The sequence below is a fragment of the Natronolimnohabitans innermongolicus JCM 12255 genome, from assembly GCF_000337215.1.
Taxonomy (GTDB): domain Archaea; phylum Halobacteriota; class Halobacteria; order Halobacteriales; family Natrialbaceae; genus Natronolimnohabitans; species Natronolimnohabitans innermongolicus.
Genome location: NZ_AOHZ01000073.1, coordinates 1 through 8470 on the forward strand (window position 1 = coordinate 1; position 8470 = coordinate 8470).

Sequence of the window (8470 nt, forward strand, 5' to 3'; positions counted from 1 at the left end):
TCCCGCGGCGCAACGCGCCGCGGTTCGACCATTTCTGGCTGGCCCTCACACCGTTTCCGGCAACCAACCGCCGTCGACCTCCACGTTCTACACCCACCTTTTTACTTCGTCGGGGTCTCTCACTCCGTTCGAGACCCACTCCTCGCAAAAATCTGGACCAAAAACGTCCCGCGGCGCAACGCGCCGCGGTTCGACCATTTCTGGCTGGCCCTCACACCGTTTCCGGCAACCAACCGCCGTCGACCTCCACGTTCTNTCCCGCGGCGCAACGCGCCGCGGTTCGACCATTTCTGGCTGGCCCTCACACCGTTTCCGGCAACCAACCGCCGTCGACCTCCACGTTCTCCCCGCTGACGTACTCGCTGTCGGGATCCAGGAAGAAGTACAGCGGCTGGACCAGATCCTCGAAGCTCGCGGGTCGGTCGCGGGGCAGTTCTTCGGGGAACTCGTCGGAGTTCTCGACGACGTACGGCGAGATGGCGTTGACCGTCACGTTGCAATCCTGCGTGTCGGCCGCGAGCATCCGCGTGAACATGACGACGCCGGCCTTGGCGACGAAGTAGGGGAAGTTCTTCGGGCTCACGAGTCCCTTCTCGCTCGAGGCGTAGCCGACGTTGACGATCCGGCCGTACTCGCCCTCGCGCATGGCTGGGAGCGCGCGCTTCGAACAGAGGTAGGTGCCGTTTACGTTCGTCTCGAGGACGCGATTCCAGGTTTTGAAGTCGATATCGGCCCAGTGGCTGGGCGCGAAGTCGCCAACGTTGTTGACGAGGACGTCGACCTCGCCGAGCTCCGACTCGACGGCCGCGAAGAGTCCGTCGACGCTCTCGGGGTCGGTGACGTCGGCCTGGATCGACGTTGCGTCGCTCGCGCCGCGCTCGAGCGCTTCGTCGACCACCTCGCGGGCTGCGTCGGCGCTCGTGTGGTAGTGAACTGCGGTCTTCGCACCGCAGTCGGCCGCCGCGAGCAGGAGCGCCCGACCGACGCCGCGTGCACTTCCCGTGACGAGCACCGTGCGATCCGCGAGATCAGGTCTGTCCATGCGCGTCCGTCCACGACGACGGAGAAAAAACGACCGAACCGACGGCGGTGGTATAGTAGTCAGTGAAACGATTTACACACCAATCGCAGGACGGAATTGCGATTCGGTGTGCATTGACTTTCACTGAGAGGAGCTGTGTTGAATCACTGACTCTCTGACTTCCAGTGAATGCTATGTTATATCCTCACACGTCCAACTGTACTTCGCGATGAGTTCACAAGTTACGCCTTCAGCGAAGTACGACGTTACGCTCGGGAAGCTTGGTGCGCGACTCGACATCTCTCGGACGGAAAACGAGGCGAACGTCGCCATCGTCGAGCACACGCTCCCGGCGCACACGCTGGCGGCACCGCTCCACCGCCACAGCCGTGAGGACGAAATCTCCTACGTGCTGGAGGGCGAGATGACCGTACTAGCCGACGATGAACTGACGACCGTTCCAGCCGAGGAGTCGGTCGTGAAAGGGCGTGATGCATGGCACACGTTCTGGAATGCGGGCGACGAACCGCTTCGATTCCTCGAGATCATCGCGCCGGGCGAGTTCTCGGAGTTCTTCGAGGAGATATCGCACGTCTACCCATTCGATCCCGCGGACGGGGAAGCACTCGCCCGCTTCGAAGAGATCTGTGATCGATATGACTTCGAGGCCGATCTCGAAAGCGTTCCCAAGCTCTGTGAGGAACACGGCCTCCAGATGTAGGGGGCAAGACGAACCACCTCCCACGGTTTTCGTATTTCATTCACGCTCTACGGCTTGTACGCGCTTTCTACCAGCTTCCGAACAGGTCGGGAACGGTGTGCGAGATACAGAGCGCGAAGCTTTTTCGCGTCGGGTTCGCCTTCGGCGGACCACTCGCGCAAAAACTTCGATGAAAAAGGCGGACGGCTCGCCTTCCGCCTCACCGTCCGGGAACCGCGCTCGCTTCGCTCGCGCGGAGACTTGTGGTGAATCCATCCTCTATATTCATCACGCCGGAGTAAACGTATCCGCGATCTGCCACACCGAAACGTATGAGAACCGACACTAATCCCTATGACTCCTACCGTGTCGAGAGACCGAGAACTACCGTCTCCGGCTGGCCCCGAGTGGCACGAGACGAGTTCCGGAGGTGGATTTACGGTACTTCCGACGGTAGTCGTTGTCATGGATACGAAACTCGGTACCGTGTTGCTCGCTATCGGCCCCAGCGATTCCGATCGGCTCGACGAACTGGCCGCGACGGTCCTCGAGGTTGCAGGCCCCGCCGACGCGACCGTCGTCCTCGCCCACGTCTTCACCCGAACCGAGTACGACGACGTCCTCTCTCGACTCGAGTTCGACCGCGAACGAGACGACGTCGATCCGAACGACGTCGCGGGCCGCCACGAGACGATCCTCGAGTTGCAGGCGACGCTCGAGGAGCACGACGTCGAGTACGCGACTCGCGGCGCGGTCGGGGAACACGGTCCGACGATCGTCGACCTAGCGACCGAAGTTGACGCCGATCGCGTCGTCGTTGGTGGACGGCGCCGGTCGCCGACCGGGAAGGCGGTCTTCGGGTCGACGGCCCAGGAGGTGCTCCTCTCGGCGCCGTGTCCGGTGACGTTCGTCCGGAACGACGACTTCGAGTGAGTCCGTCCGACTGGCTCCGGGACCGGTCCGGGAATACTGTGACGACGCGAACCCTTAAGCGGGTGGCACAACCACTGTGTCCCTATGGCGATCGATACGATACTGCTTGCCGTCGGGCCGATGGATACCGTTCGCGCTGAGGAGTTAGCCGAAACCGTTCTCGAGGTCGCTGAACCCCTCGACGCGACGGTCGTGATTGGACACGCCTTCACCGAGGACGAGTACGAGGATATCCACGACGACCTCGGATTCGACGCCCGCGTGGACGACGTCGATCCGGACGAGGTCGCCGCCCGACGCGCACCCGTGGGGGACTTAGAGGAACTCTTCGCCGACGCCGGCGTCGACTACGAGGTCAAAGGCGCCCTCGGCGAGGTCGGGAGCAAGGTCGTCGACATGGCAGTCGAGGTCGATGCCGACCGGATGGTCGTCGGTGGACGCCGCCGCTCGCCGGCGGAGAAGGCCGTGCTGGGCTCGGTTTCCCAGGAAATTATCCTGCAGGCGCCCTGTCCGGTCACCTACTTCCGCGATCTGGACGTGATGGAGTAGCGCTCGCTCGACTTCCGCTTTGTCCGCGTCGATACGCACCTCGAGCGCTCGCTCGACTTCCGCTTTGTCCGCGTCGATACGCACCTCGAGCGCTCGCTCGCTCGAGCGTCGCGTTTTTCCACTCGTTTCCGCGTTCGTGTTTCCCGCCCCATCCCGTCTACTCGTCGCTCACTCCGTTTCCGCTCGGCCCTTCCAGCGCCGTTCTTGGCGGCGCTCCCGAACGTGACGCTCGCCGTCGGCCAGCTCGTGACGGACGCGTCGCTCGAGCGCTCGCGAGTCCGCAAGCAGGTTCTCCTGGAAGTCTTCGACGACGTCGTAGGACCACCGATCGTCGTCGACGACGCCGCGAGGTAACAGGCCGTCGCGAATATCGTCGGCGAGGTCGTCGCGTCCGGCGTCCCTGAGGAGGTCTTCGGCCTCGCGTAGGTGATCCATTCCGTGTCCCGTCGCGTGGTGGACCGCCAGCAACTGCCCCTGTGCCCGCTGGAGCCACTCGAGGGCGAGTTCGACCTCGTGAAGCGCGTCACACTCGGTCCCGGTGAGCTCGACGATCGGTCCAGCCGAGCCGTCAGTCGGGGTGTCGTCGATGGCCATAGATATTCATATGTTACCACAGGTCATACATTTGTTCCCACGTTCGGCCACCATCGTTCCGTATCGACTGATTGGTCGGAATAACTACTCGTTCTCGAGTACGATCTGTGTAGTTAAGTACGGCGACGGGCGTGTCTAGGACGACATGGATTACTACGCGGGCGTCGATCTCGGCGCGACCAACGTCCGTGCCGTCGTCGCCGAAGACGACGGGACGCGGATCGGCGTGAGTCGCCGATCCACGCCGCGCGGACCGACGGGGATCGACGTGACCGAAGGCGTACTGCGAACGCTTCGCGAGGCGTGTGGCGACGCCGGCATCGAACCCGGCGCGATCGTCGCCGCGGGAATCGGTTCCATCGGCCCGTTCGATCTCGTCGAAGGCGCGGTGATCGATCCGGCGAATCTTCCCGACTCGATCGATCGCATTCCGCTGACGGGCCCGATCGAGAAACTCATCGACAGCGACGACGTCTACCTGCACAACGACACGACTGCGGGCGTTATCGGCGAACGGTTCCACGCCGAGCGAAACCCGGACGACATGGTCTACATTACGATCTCGTCGGGGATCGGCGCCGGCGTCTGCTGTGACGGCGAGATCGTAAGCGGCTGGGACGGCAACGCCGGCGAGGTCGGCCACTGTATCGTCGATCCGACCGGTCGACTGACCTGTGGCTGTGGGCACGACGGTCACTGGGAGGCCTACTGCTCCGGAAACGCGATCCCGAACTACGCCCGCTACCTCGCCGAGGACGATCCGACGACGTCGACCGACCTCCCGCTCGAGGGTCCCGACTTCACCGCGAAAGACGTCTTCGAACTCGCGGGCGAGGACGAACTGGCCGACTACGTGATCGACCAACTCGCCCACTGGAACGCCATCGGCGTGACGAACGTGGTCCACTCGTTTGCACCGATCGTCATCTCCTTTGGCGGCGCCGTCGCCTTGCACAACGAGGAGCTCGTGGTCGATCCGATCCGCGAACGCATCGAGGAGATGGTTATGTCCAACGTCCCCGAAATCCGCGTCACCGATCAGGGCGACGACGTCGTCCTCGAGGGGGCGCTCGCGAGCGCGCTGACCGGTGGAACGGGCGATCGCCAGCGGATCCACGACTGATACGGACTGCTGTCCGTTTGGCGTGTCGACCAAAACCCCAACGGGGTGTTCACTCCCGCCGATTGGGAATTCAACCCCCCGTTTAGGTTGGTCGGCTTCACTCGTTCGAACGAGGAGTACGACGATGGCTACGAATACGAGCGCCCCGGACGACGCCCAGCCCGAACGCGTCGACGGGTCCGAGGACGTGAAGTCGCAGTCACACGCACATCCGCAGTTCGAAACCGTCCTATCGTACGACGCCGGCTCGCAGGTGGTTCTCTGTGACCGTGAGAACACCGCCGCCTGGATCGCGATGGACGCCGCGGACGTCCGGTCGCGCGAGGAACTTCGCTAGACGAACTCGAGTCGTTTTTGCGCCGTCGTCTCGCCGCCCGGTGTCGCATCGGCCGCCGACCGACCCACTCGCCTGCAGCACGTCGTTATTTGGTCGCGCAGTTCGAACTACCGACATGGAGCGGAGAACCTTCCTGCAGGCCGGCGGCGCCGCCGGCGTCGCCCTCGGACTCTCGCAGGTGACGTCGTCGTTCGCCAGCGAACCCGCCGCGTTCGGCCCGGCGGGCCGCGTCGAGGTCACCGGCGCCGCCGAGGCCGTCGTCGGCGACGAGGGAGAGACGGCGTACGTCGCCACCAACGATGGCTTCGCGACTGTCGATATCACCGATCCCGACGATCCTGCCATCCTCGAGGAACGATTCCCGCTCGAGGTCGACGGCAGTACGCTCACCAACGTTCTGGACGTGAAAGTCGACGGCGACCGACTCGCGGTCGTCGGGCCGGGCGAACAGACGTCGGCGGACGTCTTTCACGGATTCGTCCTTTACGACGTCAGCGATCCCGCAGAGCCGACCGTCGCCGCTGCTCCCTACGAGACGGAGTACCACATTCACAACTGCTTTCTCGACGGCGACACGCTGTATCTCGTCGCGAACAGTGTCGAGGTAGACGGCGTCGAGACGAACCCCCTCGTCGTCTTCGACGTAGGCGACGACGACCCGACCGAAATCGCCCGCTGGTCGCTGCTCGAGCGCGAACCCGAGTGGCGGGACGTTCACTGGCTCGTGCGCTACCTTCACGACGTCTACGTCCACGACGATATCGCCTACCTCGCCTACTGGAACGCCGGCACGTACCTACTCGACGTCAGCGATCCCGCCGCCCCGGAATACATCTCTCACGTGCGCGAGACCGACCTCGAACGGCAACTCGAGCTCCCCGACGACGTGGCCCAGCTTGGCCTGCCGGGCAACGATCACTACTCGGCGGTCGACGACACCGGGGACCTCCTCGCGGTCGGCCGTGAGGCCTGGGCGATCGACGGCGCGGGACCCGACGAGCCCGGCGGGATCGACCTCTACGACGTGAGCGATCCCGCAGAGCCGACGCAACTGTCGTCGATCGACGCCCCGGAAGCCGACGACGCGACGTACTACGGCGGCGAGTGGACGACCGCCCACAACTTCGAACTACGCGACGACCGGCTCTACTCGTCGTGGTATCAGGGCGGCGTCAAGATCCACGACGTGAGCGACCCCGCCGATCCCGTCGAACTGGCACACTGGCACGAGCGGGACACCGCGGCGTTCTGGACCGCACGCGTCGCCGACGAGGAGACCATCGTCGCGAGCAGCACCTCTCAGGTCCCCGAGGCGGATACCGAGGGCGCGCTGTACACGTTCCCCAGGGATTCATCCGGCGCGGGCGCGTCAGCTGACGACGAAACTCCCGGCTTCGGCGCCCTCGCCGGAACTGCCGGACTCGCCGGCAGTGTGGCCGCCCTCGAGTGGCTGCGTCGCCGCGAGAACGGCGGTGAACGCTGAGCGGCGCGGCGACGATTCCTCGCAGTCATCCAGTGGTTTCCGCTCGCACCTCAAAACCGTCAGGATCGTTCCTGATGGACGCTAACAGGCGTCAAAACCTTATTCACCGTTCGCGCTCCTAGTCCGATTCATGACAGACACCGACGCGGTATCCGACGCCGATTCCGACGCGGAAAGCGATGGAGAGCCGTCGCTCCAAGAGCGCGTCGAGAAGTGGCTCAGCCGGGAGATGCCGATCATCCAGATGCACGGCGGCACCAGCGCCGTCCGGCAGGCCGACCCCGAAAGCGGCGAGGTCATCATCGAACTCGGCGGCGGCTGCAAGGGTTGTTCGGTCAGCGACGTCACGACGGGCAACATCCAGGCCGAACTTCTCACGTGGCCCGAGATCGACGACGTGACAGTTCGCGTCCCCGACGCGCGCGAGAGCCTCGGCGGTCCAGAACAGGCCGAATCCATCATGGGCGTCGACCGCACGGAAGGCGGCCGCGGCGACTGGGGGTCCTCGAACCCCGGTAAGGATCACCTTTGACGTCCTCCCCGCCCCTGAAGGGCGGATTCTGTCGTGGAAATCGGCCAGACAGTGCTTTTCCCGGCTGTGACCGTCCGGGAGCCGACCGACAGTTGCTACCGTGTGGGTAACGGTATCACGACCGGAGGTTTTGCGAAGTCCTATATCCTTTTACGCACCCGCTACGGAACCGTACACCAGTACTATGACGACGTGTGGACGCCTGCACGCGGGAGGTGACGGCCGTGAGTGACGAACACGACGAGGACGCCGAAACGGACGGCGGCGTCCGGGCGTATACCGTCCGGCTCGAACTCGTCGACGAACCCGGCGAACTCCTCCGCGCGCTCGAACCGATCGCCGAAAGCGGCGGGAATCTCCTGAGTATCCACCACGAACGCGGCAGCATGACCCCGCGCGGACACATCCCCGTCGAGGTCGACCTCGAGTCGCCTCCCGAGCGGTTCGACGACATCGTCGACGCGCTGCGCGATGCCGGCGTGAACGTCATCCAGGCCGGCGCTGAACACTACGGCGAAGAGATCAGCGTCGTTCTCGTCGGCGACCTCGTCGACACCGACCTCTCGGATACGCTCTCGCGGATCGAATCGACGGCCGACGCCGCCGTCCGCGACCTCTCGCTGTCCGCACCCGACGGCACGGAGGCCGTCTCGAGCGCCCGCGTGCGACTCGCCATCGACTCCGGCGAAACCGACGCGGCGCTGTCGGCGATTCGCTCGCTCGGCGCCGACAAGGAACTGACTGTCGTCGAACCGCTGCTCGGCGGTGAGGCCGCATGAAACTCGCAATCCTCGGCGCCGGTGCCGTCGGCCGTTCGGTGGCCGACCTCGCCGGCGACTACGGCCACGAGGTCGTCGCGCTCGCCGACTCCTCGAGCGCCGCTGTCGATCCCGACGGGATCGATATCGACAACTGTCTCGAACGCAAGTCCGGCGGTACCGCCGTCGGAACGGCCGATCCCGACGCCGTCTTCGAGACCGACTACGACGTGCTCGTCGAGGCGACGCCGACGACACTCGGTGACGCCGAGCCCGGCTTCTCGCACGTGAAACGCGCCCTCGAGGACGACCGCCACGTCGTGCTCGCGAACAAGGGTCCCGTGGCCGAATGCTACGAAGACCTGCGCGCACTCGAGGCAGAGAGCGCGGGGTCGGTTCGGTTCGAGGCGACCGTCGGCGGCGCCATCCCGGTGCTGTCG

General features: G+C 64.7%; 10 protein-coding genes and 1 pseudogene. 9 read left to right on the forward strand and 2 right to left on the reverse strand.

Features of this window, described 5'->3' with window-relative positions; all coding sequences use genetic code 11:
* Positions 1–301 precede the first annotated feature (301 nt).
* Complete coding sequence (locus tag C493_RS15170) at positions 302–1042, reverse strand: SDR family NAD(P)-dependent oxidoreductase (protein WP_007260346.1); 741 nt, start codon at positions 1040–1042, stop codon at positions 302–304.
* A gap of 208 nt (positions 1043–1250) precedes the next feature.
* On the opposite strand from C493_RS15170, the gene C493_RS15175 reads away from it, so the two are divergent.
* The 3 genes from C493_RS15175 (at position 1251) to C493_RS15185 (ending at position 3203) form a co-directional block, all read left to right on the forward strand.
* Positions 1251–1742, forward strand: coding sequence for a cupin domain-containing protein (locus C493_RS15175; protein WP_007260347.1), 492 nt, complete (start codon positions 1251–1253; stop codon positions 1740–1742).
* Positions 1743–2186: 444 nt separating this feature from the next.
* Entirely contained in the window at positions 2187–2654 is a 468-nt protein-coding gene (locus C493_RS15180; RefSeq protein ID WP_007260348.1) for a universal stress protein, read from the forward strand.
* Between the two features lie 84 nt (positions 2655–2738).
* Positions 2739–3203, forward strand: a complete 465-nt coding sequence (locus tag C493_RS15185; RefSeq protein ID WP_007260349.1) for a universal stress protein — start codon at positions 2739–2741, stop codon at positions 3201–3203.
* A gap of 168 nt (positions 3204–3371) precedes the next feature.
* Here the strand turns inward: C493_RS15185 and C493_RS15190 are convergent, their stop codons facing one another.
* A complete protein-coding gene (locus tag C493_RS15190) occupies positions 3372–3797 on the reverse strand; it encodes a hypothetical protein (RefSeq protein ID WP_007260350.1) in 426 nt (141 codons plus the stop codon).
* 145 nt (positions 3798–3942) lie between these two features.
* On the opposite strand from C493_RS15190, the gene C493_RS15195 reads away from it, so the two are divergent.
* The 6 genes and pseudogenes from C493_RS15195 to C493_RS15220 form a co-directional block, all read left to right on the forward strand.
* Positions 3943–4920 carry an ROK family protein gene (locus C493_RS15195; protein ID WP_007260351.1) on the forward strand — a complete coding sequence of 326 codons (978 nt, stop codon included), beginning with the start codon at positions 3943–3945 and terminating at the stop codon, positions 4918–4920.
* A 124-nt stretch (positions 4921–5044) separates the two neighbouring features.
* Complete coding sequence (locus tag C493_RS15200) at positions 5045–5257, forward strand: DUF7331 family protein (protein WP_007260352.1); 213 nt, start codon at positions 5045–5047, stop codon at positions 5255–5257.
* Between the two features lie 115 nt (positions 5258–5372).
* Positions 5373–6740 (forward strand): LVIVD repeat-containing protein, encoded by a 1368-nt coding sequence (locus C493_RS15205; protein WP_007260353.1) that lies wholly within the window; start codon positions 5373–5375, stop codon positions 6738–6740.
* Positions 6741–6870: 130 nt separating this feature from the next.
* Entirely contained in the window at positions 6871–7272 is a 402-nt protein-coding gene (locus C493_RS15210; RefSeq protein ID WP_007260354.1) for a NifU family protein, read from the forward strand.
* A 194-nt stretch (positions 7273–7466) separates the two neighbouring features.
* The gene (locus tag C493_RS15215; protein WP_007260355.1) at positions 7467–8051 is read left to right on the forward strand and encodes a hypothetical protein; all 585 of its coding nucleotides are present in this window, start codon (positions 7467–7469) and stop codon (positions 8049–8051) included.
* Positions 8048–8470: pseudogene (locus tag C493_RS15220) on the forward strand (homoserine dehydrogenase); the annotation flags it as partial. The gene C493_RS15215 and the pseudogene C493_RS15220, both read left to right, overlap by 4 nt.